This window comes from Methanospirillum sp., from assembly GCF_035560735.1.
GTDB lineage: Archaea > Halobacteriota > Methanomicrobia > Methanomicrobiales > Methanospirillaceae > Methanospirillum.
The window spans coordinates 1-20,233 of record NZ_DATMYY010000200.1; the positions used below are offsets into that span (position 1 = coordinate 1).

18 protein-coding genes and 1 tRNA gene are annotated in these 20,233 nt (G+C 44.6%); 9 read left to right on the plus strand and 10 right to left on the minus strand.

Going from position 1 to position 20,233, the window contains the following annotated elements; translation table 11 throughout:
- Positions 1-3: 3 nt before the first annotated feature.
- Positions 4-1,356, minus strand: coding sequence for a PAS domain S-box protein (locus tag VN429_RS05850; RefSeq protein ID WP_325630853.1), 1,353 nt, complete (start codon positions 1,354-1,356; stop codon positions 4-6).
- A 151-nt stretch (positions 1,357-1,507) separates the two neighbouring features.
- Positions 1,508-1,714 (minus strand): hypothetical protein, encoded by a 207-nt coding sequence (locus VN429_RS05855; protein WP_325630855.1) that lies wholly within the window; start codon positions 1,712-1,714, stop codon positions 1,508-1,510.
- A 28-nt stretch (positions 1,715-1,742) separates the two neighbouring features.
- Between VN429_RS05855 and VN429_RS05860 the strand changes: the two genes are divergently transcribed.
- From VN429_RS05860 to fdhD, 5 genes are all read left to right on the plus strand, one after another.
- Positions 1,743-2,867, plus strand: a complete 1,125-nt coding sequence (locus tag VN429_RS05860; protein WP_325630856.1) for a COG1361 S-layer family protein — start codon at positions 1,743-1,745, stop codon at positions 2,865-2,867.
- 61 nt (positions 2,868-2,928) lie between these two features.
- Positions 2,929-3,366, plus strand: a complete 438-nt coding sequence (locus tag VN429_RS05865; RefSeq protein ID WP_325630858.1) for a MarR family winged helix-turn-helix transcriptional regulator — start codon at positions 2,929-2,931, stop codon at positions 3,364-3,366.
- Between the two features lie 108 nt (positions 3,367-3,474).
- On the plus strand, positions 3,475-4,788 hold the full coding sequence (locus VN429_RS05870; RefSeq protein ID WP_325630861.1) for a COG1361 S-layer family protein: 1,314 nt from the start codon (positions 3,475-3,477) through the stop codon (positions 4,786-4,788).
- Between the two features lie 25 nt (positions 4,789-4,813).
- Positions 4,814-7,072: an efflux RND transporter permease subunit gene (locus tag VN429_RS05875; protein WP_325630863.1), complete on the plus strand. Its 2,259-nt coding sequence runs from the start codon at positions 4,814-4,816 to the stop codon at positions 7,070-7,072.
- A gap of 132 nt (positions 7,073-7,204) precedes the next feature.
- On the plus strand, positions 7,205-8,002 hold the full coding sequence (gene fdhD / locus VN429_RS05880) for a formate dehydrogenase accessory sulfurtransferase FdhD (protein WP_325630865.1): 798 nt from the start codon (positions 7,205-7,207) through the stop codon (positions 8,000-8,002).
- 62 nt (positions 8,003-8,064) lie between these two features.
- Here fdhD and VN429_RS05885 read toward each other — a convergent pair whose 3' ends face one another.
- Both VN429_RS05885 and VN429_RS05890 read right to left on the minus strand, forming a co-directional pair.
- The gene (locus VN429_RS05885; RefSeq protein ID WP_325630867.1) at positions 8,065-10,338 is read right to left on the minus strand and encodes a methyl-accepting chemotaxis protein; all 2,274 of its coding nucleotides are present in this window, start codon (positions 10,336-10,338) and stop codon (positions 8,065-8,067) included.
- A gap of 225 nt (positions 10,339-10,563) precedes the next feature.
- Entirely contained in the window at positions 10,564-10,842 is a 279-nt protein-coding gene (locus VN429_RS05890; protein WP_325630869.1) for an acylphosphatase, read from the minus strand.
- Positions 10,843-10,986: 144 nt separating this feature from the next.
- Here VN429_RS05890 and VN429_RS05895 point away from each other — a divergent pair, with 144 nt between their 5' ends.
- Positions 10,987-12,591, plus strand: a complete 1,605-nt coding sequence (locus VN429_RS05895) for a diadenylate cyclase (protein ID WP_325630872.1) — start codon at positions 10,987-10,989, stop codon at positions 12,589-12,591.
- 17 nt (positions 12,592-12,608) lie between these two features.
- Here VN429_RS05895 and VN429_RS05900 read toward each other — a convergent pair whose 3' ends face one another.
- Both VN429_RS05900 and VN429_RS05905 read right to left on the minus strand, forming a co-directional pair.
- Positions 12,609-12,761 (minus strand): rubredoxin, encoded by a 153-nt coding sequence (locus tag VN429_RS05900; RefSeq protein ID WP_109967896.1) that lies wholly within the window; start codon positions 12,759-12,761, stop codon positions 12,609-12,611.
- Positions 12,762-12,820: 59 nt separating this feature from the next.
- Entirely contained in the window at positions 12,821-14,503 is a 1,683-nt protein-coding gene (locus tag VN429_RS05905) for a PAS domain-containing sensor histidine kinase (protein ID WP_325630876.1), read from the minus strand.
- 306 nt (positions 14,504-14,809) lie between these two features.
- On the opposite strand from VN429_RS05905, the gene VN429_RS05910 reads away from it, so the two are divergent.
- The 3 genes from VN429_RS05910 (at position 14,810) to VN429_RS05920 (ending at position 16,390) form a co-directional block, all read left to right on the plus strand.
- Positions 14,810-15,712 (plus strand): class 1 fructose-bisphosphatase, encoded by a 903-nt coding sequence (locus VN429_RS05910; RefSeq protein ID WP_325630878.1) that lies wholly within the window; start codon positions 14,810-14,812, stop codon positions 15,710-15,712.
- Positions 15,713-15,777: 65 nt separating this feature from the next.
- Entirely contained in the window at positions 15,778-16,014 is a 237-nt protein-coding gene (locus VN429_RS05915) for an LSM domain-containing protein (protein ID WP_325630880.1), read from the plus strand.
- Positions 16,015-16,021: 7 nt separating this feature from the next.
- Positions 16,022-16,390: a helix-turn-helix transcriptional regulator gene (locus VN429_RS05920; RefSeq protein ID WP_109967892.1), complete on the plus strand. Its 369-nt coding sequence runs from the start codon at positions 16,022-16,024 to the stop codon at positions 16,388-16,390.
- 26 nt (positions 16,391-16,416) lie between these two features.
- Here the strand turns inward: VN429_RS05920 and glgP are convergent, their stop codons facing one another.
- The 4 genes from glgP to xerA form a co-directional block, all read right to left on the minus strand.
- Positions 16,417-18,594 carry an alpha-glucan family phosphorylase gene (gene glgP / locus VN429_RS05925; protein WP_325630883.1) on the minus strand — a complete coding sequence of 726 codons (2,178 nt, stop codon included), beginning with the start codon at positions 18,592-18,594 and terminating at the stop codon, positions 16,417-16,419.
- A gap of 114 nt (positions 18,595-18,708) precedes the next feature.
- Positions 18,709-18,781 (minus strand) — tRNA-Gln (locus VN429_RS05930).
- Between the two features lie 133 nt (positions 18,782-18,914).
- The gene (locus VN429_RS05935; RefSeq protein ID WP_325630885.1) at positions 18,915-19,259 is read right to left on the minus strand and encodes a hypothetical protein; all 345 of its coding nucleotides are present in this window, start codon (positions 19,257-19,259) and stop codon (positions 18,915-18,917) included.
- Between the two features lie 43 nt (positions 19,260-19,302).
- The coding region (gene xerA / locus VN429_RS05940) for a site-specific tyrosine recombinase/integron integrase (RefSeq protein ID WP_325630887.1) at positions 19,303-20,233 on the minus strand (931 nt) is incomplete at its 5' end.

The window sequence follows — 20,233 nt, forward strand, 5'->3', positions numbered from 1 at the left end:
TACTTAATGCATTTGAGGCAAGGAAAAGCATGATTTCTTATAGTTTACCGCAGTATCATCAAAATCTGAAATAATAATGGAAAAAATATACTGATCGCCACTATCTCCAACCGAGACTACTGATTTTTCAACAGGTACCACTCTTGTACTCCCATCAATCGAATAAATTTGGATTGATCCACTCTCATGTCCTCCATGTTTTAGAAGTTCAGTATCGCCGCTAATAAATGCTCCATAAAGGTCAGGCGGGAGTAATTCCTGAAGACTTTTTCCTGTCGCTTCTTCTTCATGGGTGCATCCGAATAGTTTGCAAAACTCCTTATTGACCAAAAAAACACGTTCATCCTGGCGATAACAGGAGATTGGATGTGGGAACTGGTCTACGACTTTGCGCATAATTTTCCACTGGAGTTGTTGCTGTTCCTCCTGAAGCCGTCTCTCGGTCATATCTGAAATAAGCACATAGTACCGGTCAGCATCACCATAACGATTGGAAGACATTCTGATATTCAGGTATCGTGATTTTCCATCCCTTCGCTCAGACCAGAAACTAAACTCCTGTATTGAAGCAGGATTCTCACCCATTTCTTTGAATTTGCATCTGACCTTTTCTTTTTCTTCCTTTCCGGCAAACTGGGGTGGCTCTATAGTTGCCAGTTCTTCACTACTATAACCGGTTATCTCGGTGAATCGTTTATTGACAAAGAGTATTTCTTTTTTCCCGTTTCGTATTTCCACGACAAGCAGGCCGTCGCTCATGTTGGCGATCATCTCTTCAAAAAATTCTCTGCTTCTCTTAATCTCATCGTGAGCCAGGCGTTCAGTAGTATTATCTTCCAGGATGACAGTTGTGCCTGCAATACCATCTTCAAAAACTGTTGGAACAACTTTTAGATGGTAATACCGCTTCGGATCAGTCTCAAGTGCTACTTCCTCAAGATCGATGCCAATTATAATCTGTTCCGCCATGACATTGAGGAGGGTATGTATTGCCGGATTCGGTGCAGCAATATATCTTATCTCCTGAAATAGTACCTGATCTTTGTCAATTCCAATAAGGGAGAGAAATGGATCATTGACCTGAAGTACCCGAAGGTTTTTGTCAACAACCATCACGAGATCGGTTGTATAACTGAGGAGAGCTGAAAGAGGAACTCTGGATGAAAGAGTATACACCTTTGCCATACCGAAAGTTCTCAGATCGACGTGGCCTGATGCATGCAGGATATCCAGATATCTCCCGACTGAATGCTTGTTCTTACCTAGTTTTTCAGCAATATCGGTGATAGTCATCCCCTGATGCTGTTGCCTGAGTAGCTCTTTAACCCGTGCGAGCTCCTCTGCGATCCGTTGCATACCTATATGTGGATCATAAGAACCGAAATATGTTACTCTTATGTGCTGTAATTGTCTTCATCATTTATTTGTAACAAATGACCGAAACAATTAACATCACGTTATAACTACATCTGTAAGTACAAACACGATTGAGTACACGTATGAAACATCAACTATTGGTAGCAGATGTCCTGGGGGGAAAGGAATACCAAAGGTTATCAGGCATTTTCCTGATGTTGGTAGTTCTGGCTGCTTTGGCATGTTTGCCTGTATCAGCTGATACCAAATCCCTTTCCGGTTCCCCAGCAATGTCTGCATCCATATCCGGAAGCAATGAGTTTTCTCCCGGTTCGACAAATCCCTTTACAGTTTCCATCCAGAATACGGGTTTGATATCATCCAAAATGGCACAATCTGTTGTATTAGATGGTGATGCCAGCCCTAGTACAGCAAAAATGACGTTGGTTTCCCTAGATGCAGGTAATGCCCCGGTAGTAGTAAAAACTGACTCACAGATGCTTGGTGATATTGCCGCATCCAATTCGAAACCAGCCACTTTTCAGATATGGGTAAAAGATGATGCTCGTCCCGGGAAATATTCTCTCCCGCTTCGCATCAAGTACACATATCTGGCAGAGGCTGATCAACAGGGAACTGAAAGTGTCACATATCGATATACTGATCGGGACATGACAATTGATCTTCCCTTTGTTATCAGATCAGCTATCAACCTTGATGTAACTCAGGTCAAGGCACAGGATATTAATGCCGGGGGCTCTGGATACCTGCTTGCAACACTGAAGAACAACGGGGTAGAATCAGGATCAAAGACGATTGCAAAGATTGCACACAGTGAAGGTTCGCCTGTGATCCCTGTCGACAGTTCTGTTTACATTGGATCGTTTGCGCCTGGAGATGAGGTAAATACCAAGTTCAAGGTATCAGTCTCGAAAGATGCACAGGGTCAGAATTATCCTCTCGATCTGTACGCCACCTATGAAAATACTGATGGGGTTACTCTTGATACTCCTGTAAAAACACTGGGTATTTCGGTTGCACCAAAGATAAAGTTCTCAGCGGTTGGCAAACCGATAGAGATCAGTCAGGGTGAGAGTAAACGCATCGAGGTAACCTACCGCAATGATGCTGACACTACTGCTTACCTGGCAGAAGCCCGGATAAAACCTGTTGGTTCTCTTAAGAGTTCTGACAATCTAGCTTATCTGGGTGATATCAAATCTGGAGAGACTGCCACAGCAGTATTTGAAATCAGTGCATCAGGCGATACAGAAACAAAAGAGTATGCAGTAGACTCTGAAATCAGGTTCCGTGATGCTCTTGGTACTAGCCAGACTTCCGATACAATCAAGGTGCCGGTAGAAGTTACCATGGCCGGAGCAGTAGGGTTGATCACCGCTGATCCTCTGGCGATTCTGGTCCTGCTTGCAATAATTGTCGGTGGTGGATACTACTTCGGGGTTCGCAGGAAGGAAACGGCAACAAAATCTGTTCGAGATGGTTTGCCATAATAATAGTTCAGTGATAGAATTATTAATCTTGAGAACGAAAATATGATAGTAGACAGTTGAAATGGATTTTACAACTCTAGACAGAGCAGCCGGAAACATCCTGGCTCTCCTGATCTTCTATCACAAGCAGATATTCAAATCTGATCATGGAATCACTGGTGTTCAGACCGCACAGTACCGTCTGTTAGGTCTTCTTAAAAAAGAAGGGACATTATCCATGACTGCACTAGGCTCCCGTCTGTATATTTCAAAACCATACATGACGAGTCTGGTTGATTCCCTCATTAAGGAAGGATATGTAGAAAGACTGCCTGACACAAAGGACAGAAGGGTAATCAACATCTCTGTCACTGAAACTGGAATAGAGCATCTGCGTGAGGCACACCGTCTGTTTAAAGATGGAATAATGAAACTTCTTGCAGATCTCGATGAGGATGATTTAAACAATCTCTGTTCCTCATCTGAAGTGGTTAACTCAATTCTGGGAAAAATTCGGTGATATTCTCCCGGGCATTACGGGATTATCTGTCTAAATTGTGTTCTTGGCTCCTTCCAATCACACCCTCACAGGAATCACAACCTACACAAAAATTTCATGAGAATTACTATGAGTTTAAGTACGATACGCAAATCATTCATCCTGGTTGTATTCGGTCTGCTTATTGCAGCCCTGATAACCTCACCTGCACTCGCAGGAACGAAGTATATGTCTGGTTCACCGAACATCACGGCTAGTATTGCAGGAAGTAATGAATTTACTCCTGGAACTACAGTTCAGATGAAGGTTCTGATCCAGAATACCGGCCTGAACACCATTAAGATGGTTCAGTCAGGAATCGTAGACCGTGACGATGTTCCAAGCACTGCGAAGATGGTAAAAGTTACCCTTGGTGCAGGAGACGCCCCGGTTCTGATTAAATCAGATCCACAGATGATCGGTGATGTTAAAGCATCTAACAACAGTCAGGTTACCTTTGATATCAGAGTAAAGGACGATGCAAAAGCAGGTTCTTACACTCTTCCACTCACCATTGAGTACACATACCTCGCTGATGCTGATCAGCAGGGGACAGACAGTCTTACCTACCGGTACATCAAGAAGGAACTTCAGATAGAACTGCCATTTGTTGTTAAATCAGCAATAAATCTTGATGTTCTCTCTGTTACTCCTGAAAACATCAATGCCGGTGGATCAGGATACGTGACCCTCAAACTGAAGAACAGCGGTGCTGACACTGGAAAGAAGGCAATCGCCAAGCTGAGCCGTAACGGTAACTCCCCGATTGTCCCGGTTGACAGCACTGTGTATATCGGAACTTTTGAGCCAGGTCAGGCTGTAGATGCAAAGTTTAAGGTATCTGTTTCCAAAGATGGAGAACCACAGACCTACCCGCTCTCGGTTCTCGTTTCGTATGAGAACGCTGACGGGGAAACCCTTGAAACTCCTGTAGAAGAATTTGGTGTTCCGGTTGGAGCCAAAGTTGCATTTACGGTAACCAGCCCTGCTGGTGAAACCTCACCAGGAAAGAAACAGGCTGTCTCTGTCACCTACCGCAACGATGGTGCTGCAACAGCATACAGTGCAGAAGCCCGTATTAGTGCAGTAGATCCATTTACCAGCAATGATGATCTGGCATACCTTGGAGACCTCAAACCAGGCGAGTCCGGAACTGCAAAGTTTGAGATTAGCACAGCATCCGATGCAACACAGAAGACCTATGGACTCGATTCAGAAGTTAGATACCGTGATGCCCTTGATAACAGCCAGATTTCTGATACTGTTAAGGTACCGGTATCTGTTGTGCCATCTGGTGGTATTGCATCGCTCCTTGGAAACCCAATCGTGATCGCCCTACTGCTCGTAATCATCATCGGTGCCGGATATGCATTCCACACCCGGCGCCAGAAGCAGGTCCGTTAACCGATATTCCGGTTGTGATGTACCTATGCAATCATTTTTTTCCGGTGTCGCCGATCTTGTGGTTCACCGGCCCCGTCTCGTTGCTCAGGTAGCTGTTGTCCTCATGCTGATCTCCCTTGTCGGGATGAGTATGATCTCAATGGCTACCGGAAATGATACCTACCTGGATAAAAATTCAGAGCGGGGTATCATATCAAATCATTATTCTGACACATTCCAACAGAATACTCTCGTGCTGCTCTTTGAATGTAACGATCCCTCGAGTCCTGAAATTCTTGCGTACATCGACTCGATCATGGGGCCGATTGCAAAACTTCAGTATGTTTCAGGAACTGCCAGTGTCACAGATGTAATCAAGCAGGCAAATAATGGGACCCTTCCACTCTCGTCTGGAGAGGTCACTGAAGTAAAACAGAAGATCGCACCTGCCGTTCTCAAGCAGTACATTCCTTCAAACCTGCTGAACATGGCGATGGTGACTCTTGAGCCTGGTTTGAGTGACAAGAAGAAGGAGTCTGCGATGAAGAACATCCTCTCGTTCATCGACAGTACTAATATCCCTCCCGGCCTGTCAATCAAGCTGACCGGTGATGCGGCCTTCAGCATGGAGATGAGAAATGAGATGGGAACATCGATGATGACCCTTATCATGGCAGCCTTGTTACTGATGGTTGTTGTGATGGGGCTGCTCTTCTCCTATGTCAGCCATCGATTCCTTCCTGTTCTTATCGTGACCATCGGACTGCTTCTCACATTCGGTGTCGTGGGACTCGGGCACGTAACTGTGAGTATGGCGGTTATATCGGCCTTCCCGGTTATGATAGGTCTTGGTATAGATTACGCCATCCAGTTCCACTCAAGGCTTGAAGAAGAGGCACGCACTAACCCTCTTCCAGAGGCAATCCGGATAACTGTAACCAAAACCGGCCCGGCTGTGATGTACGCAATGTTGGCTACATCAATGGGATTTTTTGCTATGTTCATCTCCCCGGTTCCAATGATCCAGGGATTTGGGCTTGTGAGCATCATTGGTGTGGTGGTCTGTTACCTTACGTCTCTCATAGGAATTCCGCTCATTGCGGTACTCATTGACTATAAGGCAAAAGGTGCTGGCAAGTCAAAACTCACTGAGAGTATCGACTTTGGACTTTCCAAGATTGCTGTAGGTATTGCAAAAAATCCTGTGCCGGTTTTACTTGTAGTATTCTTTGTTGCGTTTGTAGGAATTCAGATGGATTCCCGTATCCCAATTGATACGAACCAGAACTCCTTTGTTCCGCCTGGTATGCCAGCAAAGGTCACACTCGACAAGGTTACCCGTATTGTTGGATCCACAGATCCGGCTCCAATCTTAGTATATGGCGATAATGTCCTCGCTCTGGATTCAGTCAAATGGATGAAAGAGTTTACAACGCTGGAGATGAATCTTCATCCGACGAGGCTGAACAATGCAGTGAGCATCGCTGATTATGTTATCTCATATAACAACGGGACGATGCCACAGACCCAGAGTGAACTTGATGCATCCCTTGAAAAGATACCTGCCGGAACAAAGAAGCAGTTCCTGAACGGCAGGAGCGAAGCAGTCGTGAAGTTGTTCACGTCCAAGATGGAAACGCCTGCCCAAAGCGATCTGAAAGATCAGATAAAAGGAGATCTGGAACTCCATCAGCCTCCGGCAGGTATCAAGACAAGTATAACTGGAAGTTTTGATCTCTTTACAAATCTCATCAGTCAGCTGGTTGAGAGTAAAGAGGCGATGACATACCTGGGTTTTGTCCTTGTCGCATTATTCCTCGGTCTGGTATATCGCAATATCAATGCACTCACTCCGATAGTTCCTATAGTAGCCATTGTTGGATGGAATGCTGTAGCGATGTATGTACTTGGCATTGATTACAACCCGATGACAGCATGTCTTGGGTCGATGACGATTGGTGTGGCTGCTGAGTACACTATCCTAGTTATGGAGAGATACCTGGAAGAACGTGAAGTGACAGATGATGTCGTCGAGGCCATCAAGAACAGTGTTCGAAAGATTGGATCTGCAATTCTTGTTTCAGGACTTGCGACCTTCTTCGGTTTCTCTGCACTGATCCTATCGGCCTTCCCGATAATCAGTAACTTCGGGCTCACCACCATCATTGCGGTGTTGTTCTCATTGATCGGAGCAGTAGCAGTAATGCCAGCTGTTCTCTCACTTGTTGATCAGATAGTTCACCGGGTTGAGGAGGTTGAAGAAGAAGTGCTTCACATACACCCCCTCGCTCATGAGAAAAAATAAAGTAAGATAACTAAAAGCAGGTATCAGGAATTCCACCTGACTGCTTATTTAATATTTCCTTTTTTTCCCTGAATCGACCAGAAAATTCTGCATCGTCATCCTTACTACCCTTCTGATCACAGACGTATCTGTATGTCTTCTCAGGATGAGGGTATCCCTGGTGTAACCATCATGTACCCTGTTGTTAAAGTATCTGGTGATTCTGTCCATCAGAGTTCAGTGGAAGTATGTACTGAATCAAGGGTGATGCTATTTCTCAATGACACCCTCATCGGAGATCTCTCAGTAACTCCCGTAGATCTTGAATCATTTGCAATAGGGCATCTGATATGTGAGGGGTATATCCGTGAGGTCAGGGAGATCACTTCAATAAAAATTATGCTACCTGAGATTAGGGTTACATCTGAAGGCAGTTCTGCAAGTGCATTCAAAGGAAAAATTTCAAAGAATAGTTCAGGGGGTTCTTGTCGTGATCTTCTCCCTGACTGCTCATTACCTCCTCTCCCTGATGGGATGTCCCTGGGTGTGGACACGATCTTCAGTTCAATGGAGAAAGTAAATGAGTACTCAGTTATCTGGAAGCGTACCGGTGGTATGCACTGCAGCCTGGTGATTAGAGAGGATGGAGAAGTGATCTGTGGGGTCGAGGACATGGGTCGGCATACTACTGTTGACAAGGCAGTAGGTGTAGCACTTCAAAAAGGTGTGGACATCAGCCATTGTTATCTTGTCTGTTCCGGTCGGCTCCCTGTTGATATGGTTGCAAAAGCCTACCGTGCTGGAATACCTGTCATTATTAGCAACAACGCAGCATTTGCTGGTGGAATTGAGTTTGCAAAGAGTACCAATATGACCATTGCCGGTTTTGTCCGTCCTCCCAAAATGACAATTTATACCGGACAGCATCGGATTAGATCGACTGTGCCGTGAAGTTATTACAGGGACCCCCTGCTAACTGTTTCTTTTGAAAAAAGTGTATGACTGGCAGAGATTTAACTGACTGTAAACTTCTGCATCTCATTATTCAGACGGGTTGCGACAGAAAAGACCTGTTCTGACTGGTCTGTTAACTGGTCTGTTGCTGCTGCCGCCTGCTGGCTTGCTGCTGCTGCTGAAACTGCTTCTTTGGATGTATTCATAACCATCTCATTAACTTCATTGATTGAAGCAGTGATCTCTTCAACTACCGCTGCCTGTTGCTCAGCTGATCTGGCAACCTGATCCATCCTCTCACTGATTGTGGATATTGATCCTATGATCTCGTTGAATACTTTAAGTGTCTCGGAGAGTGCTTTTCCTCCACTCTGAACGGACACTGCACTCTGATCCATTGTGCTTGATGCAAGTTCGGTTTTCTTCTGCAGACTATCTATCATGCCGGTAATATTTTCTGCTGATTGACGTGATTCAAGAGCCAGTGATTTGACTTCGCTTGCCACTACTGCAAATCCTCTTCCTGCCTCTCCAGCCCGGGCCGCCTCGATTGCAGCATTGAGTGCAAGAAGATTCGTCTGGCTGGCAATATCTGATATGACTTTTGTGATCTTGCTGATGGTCTTCATCTCGTCCATGATCTCATGAACGATCTGAACAACCTGATCTGTTGAATGGGTGATCTCCTCCATTCCGGTTTCAGCCCCTTTGGCGAGATCAGTTCCTTTTGTTGAGAGATGACTCGTATCTGTTGCCAAGTGATTCACTTCATCAGCCCGGGCTGAAACATCTGTCACGTTTATTGCGAGATCCTCCATGGCCTTCAGAATCTGTGAAATACCATCCTTACCTCTCTCTGCATTCAGACTCACAGCCTGGGCGATATCTGCAAGGGCATTTGTTCCCTGACTGACATCATTAATACTTCCGTGAGTCTGGGTGACGACTGAGTTCAGGCTGATTACCTGTTCGTTAATTATACTGACTGCCTGAGAGACATTGGCTCCCACCTGATCAAGTGCGGTTTTAAAATCTGCCCAGTCTCCATGCATGGATAAACCAGGATTTATCCGCCGTGCGAAATTATAATTCGCATAGGTTTCAGAGACCACCATTGCCTCATTGACCGGAATTATAACTGAGTCAAGTGTTTTGTTCATCCCCTCGATAATGGTTCTGAACTCTCCCTTATGACGCATTGGATCAGCCCTGACAGACAGTTTGCCGTCAGTTCCAGCCTTCCCAAGAGCATTTACATCATCAATTAGTGACCTGATATTGTCACGCATCTTCATGAGGGGTTCGTATATCTGATCCTGGTCCGATGCCTTTTTGATGGAGGCTGTGAGATCTCCCTCTGAGATTCGTGTTACATATACTATCAGCTCAGTCAGCCAATCATGCACATTATTGATAGCATTTTTCAGTTTTGCATGATCTCCTACACATTCTATCTCCATACGGTCGCTTAAATCACCTCCCTTTATCTTTTTCAGAACCCGGTATCCCTGCATTACGGGGTTTATGATCGTGTCAAGCATATCATTTATCTCGGTGATCACCTCTGCATAAGCACCTAGGAACTTGTTAGGATCGCCACGTTCGGTAATGGTTCCATTCTGTGCGGATTTTGTAATGCGAAGAATCTCATTCTGTAGTTCGATGATAACATCTGCAACACTGTTTACAGCTGTTCTGATTCGTTCATGCTCTCCCTGGTACGTCTGGTCAATTCGTGAATGGATATTGCCGTTGGAAATTTTGACCAGAATTTTGCTCATATCTCTGAATGGATAAAGGATATCATCCAGCATCTCATTAATTCTGTTTATTAATGTCTCAAGATCCCCGTGGTATCCTTCAGAAGAGATTCGGGTGCGAAGATTTCCCTTCTTCATCTCTTCAGAGATATTGAGAATATCTCTGATAGCCCTGGATTCTGCACTATTATCTATGAAAGAAAAGATGAGAAAGTCCCCATAGGCCGGGTCTGTTTGACGTATGGTACCTTTCCCGTCAAACGTAGTATTATCAGAACGGGAAAATCTCCACTCAATATTGAGAATTTTTCCTGGAGTAACACGTGAGAGGAGGGACCCAACATGATTTGCTGAGTCTGAACCATCCGGTTGTTTTAATGGAGATATTCCAAGCAGATCCTTTCCGATGATGAATGATTTATCTAAAGATTTGAATAATTTCCCGGCAATCTGGTTACAACCACAGAAGTGGTTATCTTTCATGATTAGAACCGGGCAGGGAATATTATCAATCAATGCAAGTACAGGAGGACTGTCAAAAGAATTGACGACATCTAAAGGTTCTGCACCCATAATTTAATCTCCATAAATATGCCCGAGTGAAACAGGGCACGATAATTGACGATGTACCCAGTAGTATAGCATCTCATCCATACAGTATAAATAAATATACTCTTTCGTAATGTCAAGGTTCCCATGAGAAAGCAGGTGATGAATATTTCTCTCTATAGAGCGGTGTATCTACTGTTGGAGCATCACAATTATGGCATTATTGTATTTCTCAAATAGACTTAAAAATTACCTGCGAATTTCAAACCCTGTTTCACCAATAGGGGTTTCCTTTGTAGTAATGAGGCGATCAACCCTGATTACGTATGAATTCCTAGCGTACATTGCCTCTATCATTTCATTTACGCTCTCTTCTTCACCTTCGATCACTGCTTCAACCGTACCATCTGTACAATTCTTCACCCATCCATTCAGATGGTACATGGCTGCGAGATCCTTGATAAACATCCGGTACCCAACACCCTGCACACGCCCCTCAGCAAAAACCCGACTCCTCTTTATCGCCATGTGAATCAGCACGACATCGTGTGATTCTTATCAATAAATGTGTATCATCACTCTCCATGCTATCCGACAGACTAAAGCATCATAGAATAAATAACAGCATAGAGCACCTTATCGCAGAATAACTGGTTAGTCAATGGGGAAGGAATGATCCGGGTTCTTCTGATTCATGGCCCTGGCGGTGATGCATTAATCTCTGATCTCACTGGTCAGATGGAGGTTGACCTGATTCAGGCTGCTTCTTTGCAGGCCGGGAAGGTACAGGATGCCAGAACTACCTTTGATATTATTTTAGCTCCTGCACCTGGATATCCGGGTTCACCTGAGCCGGTCTACTCTTTAGATCTGATACAATGGAATCAAAACGTCAGGTCACGAGGAGATTCCATAGTTTTTCTTCTCTATACGGTTGTTGATTGTTCTCTCGTGGTTACTGACGTCACAGCTGGCATATCAATTATTTCTCCGGATCAGGCTGCATCCCGATCCCTGATTTCTTCATTCAGGCAGGCCTCAAACCGTGGTCGCCTGGAACGTTCGTTCAGGGCAGGATATGATCTTCAGAGTCGTATCATTGCCTCGATGCCTCTTGCTTATTTTCAAGTTGAAGAGGGAAGGATTACTGATGCCAATCAGGCTTGTTTGGACCTTTTGGGAAGATCCTCAGAACAAATAAAAGGGCTCCATATTTCTGATCTGCTCTCATCAGAAGAAGAATCAGGTTCCCGGTATGAAACGAGTTTAATAACCCCTGATGGTCCCATCCCCGTCAGGGTTTGTCTTCTGCCTGAAGAAAAAAAATCTGATATATTCTCTGGTATTTTTTTTCTTGAAGATCGTCGGGAACCTGTGGAACTTAAAGCCAGGCTCCGAGAGACTGAACGGGAATGCAGGGAGAAACTCTGGTTGTCTGAGACACTTGTTCTTAAGATGGACCCTGATGGCGTCATCACCTTTGCAAACAATGCGACTCTCCGGTGTTTTGGATATATGGATCCTGGGCTTGAGGGAGATCACATCAGTATGCTACTCCCTCCTGGAATTGATCCAGAATCTGTTGCCCCTCTCAATCTTTTTCTTGGGGTGGCTAACGAATCTGAACCGACTGCCATCCATATTATGGAACATCAGAGAAGAGATGGTGGTAAAATCTACATTGCCTGGACAACGAAAGCATACTATACGCCCTCAGGAGAACTTACCGGCCTTCTTTGCATTGGCACTGATATGACCGATCAGACCCCGGAAGGCGAAGGTCGAATCAGTACCCGAATCTGGCGTGACCGGGTGATTGAAGGCACAGATATAATGCCTGAAGCATTTGATGCCATTCTGCAGGCATGCATCGAGATAGCTCGTGAAGGTCGAGAAGGCAAACCTGTGGGCACAACATTTCTAGTCGGTGACCGTGATGAAGTGATGACCCGCTCCCGTCAACTTATTCTCAATCCGTTTTACGGTCATCCTGCTGATATGCGTACGGTTATTAAGAAAGATGTACGAGAGATGCTTAAGGAATATGCCCTTCTTGATGGTGCTTTCGTTGTTTCAGGGGACGGCATGCTTGAAGCTGCCGGACGATACATCACCGTTGACGCCAGTCAGGCGTCTCTTCCAAAAGGAATGGGTACCCGGCATTCATCAACTGCAGCAATTACCACAGTCACCCGGGCAGTAGGACTTGTGGTATCAGAAAGTGGTGGCCGCGTCTCGGTGATAAAGGATGGAAAAATTGTAAAGGTAATCGGATAAAACTAATCTTGACGGGTTCACACTGTAATAAACATGGACTTATCAGCCATACATATCGGGCATTTCCATGTATCCGGGACATCAGCAAAATCAACACCGGCCTGAATTTCCCCGTCTCCGGTATCTGGATTATAGATATGTCCACATATCGTGCATCTCATTGATTTCATACCTCATATTCAGTTACCTTTCCCGATAAAGCTGCATGGTAGTCTGGGACCCGCAGTGGTCAGGTTGACGGGCGTCTTCTGAATGATCCTGGCCCAAATCTGATCTCAAATAGTGCTCCTATTCCGATAACCCCTCTCTCAGTAATTGATTCTCCAGATATTGTTAGAATTTCTTTTGCAAGAAAGAGCCCAAACCCCGTGTTTTTACCATACCCTCTTTCAAAAATTCTGTCTTTTTCATGAGGTTCGATTCCAACCCCGTTATCTTCGTATGTAATAATCAGGCAATCTTTTTCATCCCGACATGAGAACCGTGATCGCGTAACGTGTTTTCCATGCCTCTCTGAGTTATCAAGCAGACAGAAGAAGACCTTTTCAAGAAGCGGATCTGCAAGTACCTCAAGACTTGTTAATGCCACGTCTATCTCAATAGATTCAATCGAGACACCGGCTGTTGCTCTTTTGATTACTTCATACGCTTCCTGCCATGCCGGAGACTTGATTCCGATATCCTGGTAGGTCCGGGTAAAAGAAATCTGGTCTGATATGGTCATTGCTGATGACATAACCCGTTTCAGCATAACACCGATATCGGGGTGGGTGTTTATCTCAAGTGCAATTTCTGTAAATCCAATAAGAGCTGATAGTTGATTTAAGACATCATGCCTGGTTATATTTGAAAGGAGGTTGAGTTTCAGATTTGTCTGTAAATAGGCTTTTTCGATCTCTTTTTTGAAAGTGATATCGCGTTTACTCTCGCGTCTTCCAATCCAGGTACCATCATCCCTGAATACTGACTGACAGATATGACTTACCCAGCGTTCTTCTCCTGAACGGGAGATTATACGATAGTCTATCTGAAAAGGACCGGCATCTTGGCGGAAACCTCCCTGGTAATGGCGTTGTATCTTCTCCCTGTCATCAGGATGCGTAATGTTGATTACGAGATCGGGATTTGAAATAAAGTCAATAGGCAGATATCCCGTTATCCTCTCACAGGATGGCGAGATATACCGGTATATTCTTTCAGGACTTATCAATGCCTCCCAGTCATATGTGTAATCGGCTAATGTCCGATATTTCTCTTCACTGGCATAGACGATCTCCTCAAACTTCTTGCGTTCACTGATATCATGAATGACTCCAATAATTCCGCATATTTTTCCATCTCCAATTTGAAGGACATTTTTTGAAATGAGTACATTGTTGGTCACTCCCTGGTGATTCTCGAAACTATACTCATATTGCTGGACATATGGGTTTTCAATAATGAGTTCATCCATGTGGCGATAGTGGTCAGCGACCTCACCTGGAAAGAAATCATAGTTTGACTTTCCTACAATTTCACGCCTATTAATTCTAATGAATTCTTCAAATGCGGTATTACAATCCAGATAAATTCCGTTGAGGTTTCGCAAGAAGACTGGTAAGGGTATAGCATTCAAGGCGACCCTGTAATATCTGGCAGCGTAATCTGACTCTGATGATATACTACTTTGTACAGATTCAGGTACTACCTCTTTCCATGTGGATGAGATTGATTTTTGTGATAGATATCGGTTGATGGCAGTGTCCAATGCAGGGCAAAGTAAGATAGGATCAGTTTTTGGAAGGACAAGATCTGCCCCCTGACTGATTCCTTCAATAATCCCCGTTTCATCACCATGTTTTATCAGAATAATAAAGGGTGTTAAATTTTTTGAACTCCTAATCTCTCTTAAGAATTTAAGGCTCTCGTTCAAATTGCAGCCAGAAATAATTATATCGATATTGTGATGAACCAGTGTATCTCGTGCCTCATTCCATGATGAAATAATATGGGGCGAATAGTTGTGGTTTTTTCTGAATTCCGTATAGATACCTGAACAAAATTCTAAATCTGTATCTATCAGAATCAGTGAGACCAAGTAAAACCTCTAGGTAGAGAATATCCATTGAATATATAAAATGTCTTTGGATGGGTTTGAAAGACTCCTGAGTGTTCTTATATCCAGATCCAAGCCGGTATATACCATAATGATCCACCTTCATTGACACAGAGTAATAGAATGGTTTATCTTCAGAAATATCTCGAAGATTGTGGCTGTGATCCCGATCTTGTTCAACTCATCCGCCTCATCTCACGTCAGATGGAGCCAATCAGAAAAGCGTTTTTTGATAATCAGTTTTATGAAAACACCCTGAATGCCTCAGGTGAAGTCCAGGCAGCTTTAGACAAGTGGTCTGATGCCCATCTGATCAAAGTCATTGGAGAATCTGGATATGTCAGGGAGATTGCTTCAGAAGAACAGGAGGATATCATCAGGTTTGAGAATTCCAGGCGTGAATATGCAATGGTGATGGACCCACTCGATGGTTCATCATTGATCTCAACAAACCTCGCTGTCGGAACCATTGTAGGTATATATGAGAGTGGGGGGGTAATGCAAAAAGGTTCCAACCTCAAGGCTGCCTGTTACACACTCTTTGGCCCTCTGACTGTACTGGTAGTTTCTGTAGGCAAAGGAGTCCAGAGTTTTGCATGGGATCCAGAATCTGAGCATTATTACCTCTTGAAAAAGTCATTTGATATACCTGAAGGGAAGATGTATGGATCCGGCGGGGTCTATAATGACTACATTCCAGCCCATGAAAAGGTTCTTAGTTACTTTGATGAAGAAGGTTTCAAGGTCAGGTACTCTGGTTCATTTGTTGCAGACTGCCACCAACTCTTAGTCTATGGAGGAATCTATACATATCCTGCTCTTAAAAAGAGTCCCAAAGGCAAGCTTCGCCTGCTCTTTGAAGCGAATCCACTAGGATACATCATCACCCAGGCAGGTGGCGCCATAACAGATGGATATCAAAGTCCGCTGGATATACAGCCTGAAAAAGTCCATCAGAGGACTCCTATCTATATTGGGAGTGCGGGCATCATCAAAAAGATAGAAGAGATTTACAAGGAACAATAATTCCCAGGATCCCATCTCTCTTATTTAGGAACCTTTAATATGCCAGGGTCCCTCACCTAAGGCAGATGGTTAGCAGCATTGTCCTTCCAATAAAAAAGGTATATTCTCTCGTTGACAGTACCATTTCAGTGGAGATGAAAGACGAAGGACGGATCTTCCAGGGCAGGCTGGTCGCCGTTGATGAGTATCTGAATCTGCATCTTGAAGATAGTATAGAGACAACTGATGCAGCAAATAAGCGTGACCTTGGATCGCTTGTCATCAGGGGTAACAACATTCTCTCGATTGCACCGGTAGCATAATCTGATCATGACCGGATCCGAAGAAGATGCTTTCAGGCTGATAGCTAGTCAGCCTGAAGGTGTTCTGCAGAGTGAACTCTGGAAGATGCTGGGAGTTGACAGCCGGAAATGCTCCCGTATTGTTAAAAAGCTCCTTGATACCAACCGGGTTGAGAGGATCGAGTACAGGCAGGATGGCATTAAGACATTCCGTCTGATAGCCAAGAAAGGCCCGGTTGACCCCCGCTGTCTTCTTGCTGGTGAAGAGTTAATCCCTTGTATAGCCTGCGACTTGGAATGCTCAGTAAATGAGTGTAATCTTCTCCTGGACTGGATGTATCAACTTGCAATTTCTGATGTTGAAGTTGAGAATCCTGAAGAGGAAGAAGAAGCATAACTGCAAACTCCTCTTCTGTTTAAAAATTAATGGAATGGTTCGAATGCATTATTGCATTCTGTGCATGAGATTGCCGGAATGTAATACTTATGCACGTACTCTTTCACCATTCTTCTGCCTGAAAACTTAGGTGCATTACTCTTGATCGTCTCTTTCATCATCTGTACCCAGGCATGAGGGATGCCATCAAGATTAGTATCGTAGTAGAGGGGAACAATCTCTTTTTCCAGAAGATCATACAGTTCAATGGCATCTTCCCAGTCACGATCTCCACCAGAGTTCTTTGAGTTATCTCCAAATATCCATCCGTTTTTCTTGTTGTATCCTTCTAGCCACCATCCGTCTCCGATAGAGAGGTTGAGTACTCCGTTCACTGCGGCCTTCATCCCGCTTGTCCCGCTTGCCTCAAGAGGTGGAACAGGATTGTTCATCCAGATGTCTACACCCTGAACAAGGTACTTGGCAATCTGTTCACCGTAGTCTTCAATAAAAGCGATCCTTCCACCAAACTCTGGTTGCTGGGCATATTGGTAGATACGTTGTAATATCCGCTTTCCTTCATCGTCTGCCGGGTGGGCTTTTCCTGCAAAGATGATCTGCACCGGTTTCCAGGGGTTGTTCAGGATCTTTTTAATACGGTCAAGATCTCTGAAGATAAGATCAGCACGTTTATATGTTGAGAATCTTCGTGCAAACCCGATTGTGAGAGTGTTAGGATCAATCAGGGCCCCTCCGGCGACTACGTTTGCACAATCTGCCTGGTATTTCATCCAGTCACGCCGCTTGAATTGAAGGATGCGGTTGATTAATTTTATCTTTAGATTATAATGGAGTTCCCAGAGTTTTTCATCCGGAATCCTGTCAATGAGTGCCCACACATAATCCTTGTCATGGTGGTCGAGCCAGTCCGGGCAGACAGGTGAGAGGTATCTGTTCATCAATTGAATCAGCCGCGGATTCATCCAGGTTGGAACATGAACTCCGTTGGTTATTGATCCAATTGGTACATCATCGAGTTTCTCCTCAGGCCAGAGGAAATGCCACATCTTTCTTGCAACCTCCCCGTGTTTTGCACTCACTCCGTTTGAATAGGCAGACATCCTGAGGGCAAAGGCAGCCATGTTGAACATGTCTGGTGGATCTTCCTGATGGGATCCTGCTTTAAGGAACTCATCACGTGACATCTTCAGTGCCCCATAATACTGACTAAAGTACTTATCAAGCATCCAATGGGGGAATTTGTCATGGCCTGCAGGTACCGGGGTATGGGTTGTAAAAAGGGATGTCTCCTTTACCTGGCGCCAGGCCTCTGTAGGATCAAGTCCTGCCTCGACTTTCTGTCTGAACCGTTCAACAAGAGCGAATGATGCGTGCCCCTCATTCAGGTGAATAGCAGAGTACTGGATTCCCAGTTCATGCAGAAGGTGAGTACCTCCTACTCCAAGTACTATCTCCTGTAACAGTCGCATCTCGTTTATGCTGCTGTAAAGGCGACTGCTGATATTGCGCAGGTGTGGTGGATTCTGTTCGATCTCTGTGTCAATAAGATAGAGAATAATCCTGCCGATATCGACCCGCCAGATAGAGAAATGAATCTGAGGAGTGATGAATGGGATCTGAAGAATAAGTTGTTCTCCATCTTTGTTCAGGACCCGTTTGATCGGGGCGTTATCTCTGTCAAGTTTTTCCTCGACGTCCTCCTGCCATCCGTCACTCCTGATCCGTTGGTGAAGGTACCCATCTGAGTACATAAATCCGATAGCTACAACCGGAACACCAAGATCACTGCATTCTTTTAAATGGTCGCCAGCTAGAAATCCAAGCCCGCCGGCATAAAATGGAAGTGAGTGTTGTAGTCCGTACTCTGCTGAAAAGTATGCAATCTTGTGACGCTGATGCTCGGGGTAATACTCGGTAAACCACTGATTTTTTGCGAGCATGTACCGTTGGAATTTGGCAATGACAGCATCGTACTGGTTGGTGTACTCTGGATTATCGGTACCTTCCTGGAGAATTTCAGGAGGGAGCTGCTGTAGCATCATTACCGGGTTATGAATACTCTCTTTCCAGCCCTGTTTGTTCAGGTTTTTAAAAAGCATCTGAGCTTCCGGATGCCATGATGACCAGAGATTATAGGACAGGTCTATAAGTCCGGATAACCGGTCAGGGATATGATCAAAATCGATCCATCGAATGCCTATCATATGTGTATCTACTCCGGTACTCGGTGATAGGAGATTATTTGGACGAGTACATAACTGTTGTGATGCCTGGATACCATGAACTAATAAGCATCATAAAATGATGAAAAGAAAAAGTACCCCCGGACGGATTCGAACCGTCGTCATCGGAACCAAAATCCGAGATGATTGACCGCTACACTACGGGGGTATTATGCCTATAAACTCATTCTGGCATTTGACTACAAGGCCAGTATCTATTGGATCTGATCTCTTAAAGACCGTGCTGATTCATCCGGTTGCCATGTTTGACAAGCCCATACAATTCAAACAATGATTTCTGGCTATTTTCTTTTCAAAAGGCCCGGAAACAGTTTTTCTATGTGATCAACAACATCTGGATCAAGGCCTATCTTTCCTGCTTTGTGAACATGGTCGCGGATGAATTGATCCTTCTGTTCCTCGGTTAAGGTCCTGTATGACTCTTTAATGCTCCTTCCTTCAGCTACCCAGGAGATTACATAGTAATGTCTTACATTATGGGCATCTATTGTAAGGTAGAGATCTTCACCATGGGCGAAATCAGTCCCTGTCCGCGTAACATTTCGTGGCTGGCGGACGATGTTGACATCTGTATCTGGATTGATGTCAAGCCATTTTCCATCGGCAGCTCTAATAGTTTTTTTCATTCTCGTATCGGTAATGGGATGGCCTGATATACTATACTACTGCTCACTCATGCTCTGGAGAAGAGAGGGGGAAGAAATCATGATAAACCCTGCGCCGCTCATCAAGATCAGTATGTAGATAAACCTCGGTTGTCTTTATTGAAGCGTGACCCAAATTTTCCTGGACAACCCTGAGATTTTTGGATCTCCGATAGAGTTCACTCGCGTAACTATGTCTGATCTTATGAGGGGTGATACCTTCAGGTGCATATTTTCTGAAGATATGTTGCACGGTTCGAGGTGAGATATGGTGTCCCTGCTGGCCGTAGAATAGCGGACCCGTGAGGCGGTCTGAAATCATGAGATCAATATCATCAAGGGTCTCCTGATCCACAAACACCATTCTGATCTTTCCTCCTTTCCCTTTGACTCTGATCATCTGATCATCGATATCAATATCTTCTACATTGATTGAACAGAGTTCTGATACCCGCACTCCAGTTGCATAGATGATCCTGACGATCAGTTTGTCCCTGGGGTCAGGGATTGATCTGAGCAGTTTGATCACCTGACTGTGCTTGAGGTATCTGAGTTCGACATCTTTCACCCGAGGTCGATCGATTCGAGGTACTGGATTTGCTGAAAGTACATCCTGCATGATCATGAACCGGTAGAAGGAGGAGAGCGATGAGAGGATCCTGTTCAGGGTGGTGGCATGATACTCTCTGCTTTGAGTCAGGAACGAAAGGTATGCGGTGATCTCAATTGCACTGACTTCTACTTCTGTCTCAAGCCGCAAGGGATGCTTTTGAAATGACTCAAGGGTGATAGCAGCCCTGCTATTTCGGGTCATCCAGATGTAATGACCAAACCGTGTTAGTGTCTGGTCATAACTGACCAAGGTTTTCGCCGAATAATTGCGCATTTTCAGATACTGGATGAACCGGGGAATCCATTCTGAAAAATATCCTGAATTCACTCGATTATATGTATAA